At 40.7% G+C, this 236-nt stretch carries 1 pseudogene; it reads right to left on the bottom strand.

Annotated elements, in window-relative coordinates:
• Positions 1-236 (bottom strand): annotated as a pseudogene (locus FUA24_RS25145) (pyruvate dehydrogenase); the annotation flags it as partial.

Genomic DNA, 236 nt, shown 5'->3' with positions numbered 1-236 from the left:
GTGGTTTGCTTTCTTTTTTTGGTTGTGCTGCCTTTGGCGCTTCAGTTTTAGTTGATGTAGCTGCTTTTGGCGCTTCTTCTGTTTTTGGTGCTTCGGTGGTTACTTTGTAGTTTTTTGCTATTTCTGAAACATCGGTTCCTTCTGGCCCAATGATAGCTAAAAGCTCATCTACTTTTGCAGACTCTCCTTCTTGTAACCCAATATGAAGTAATGTACCCGATTGAAAAGACTCAAAC

It is taken from the genome of Seonamhaeicola marinus, from assembly GCF_008085455.1.
Note: the sequence above shows the minus strand (reverse complement) of the source record. Positions and strands in the feature narration are given on the sequence as shown.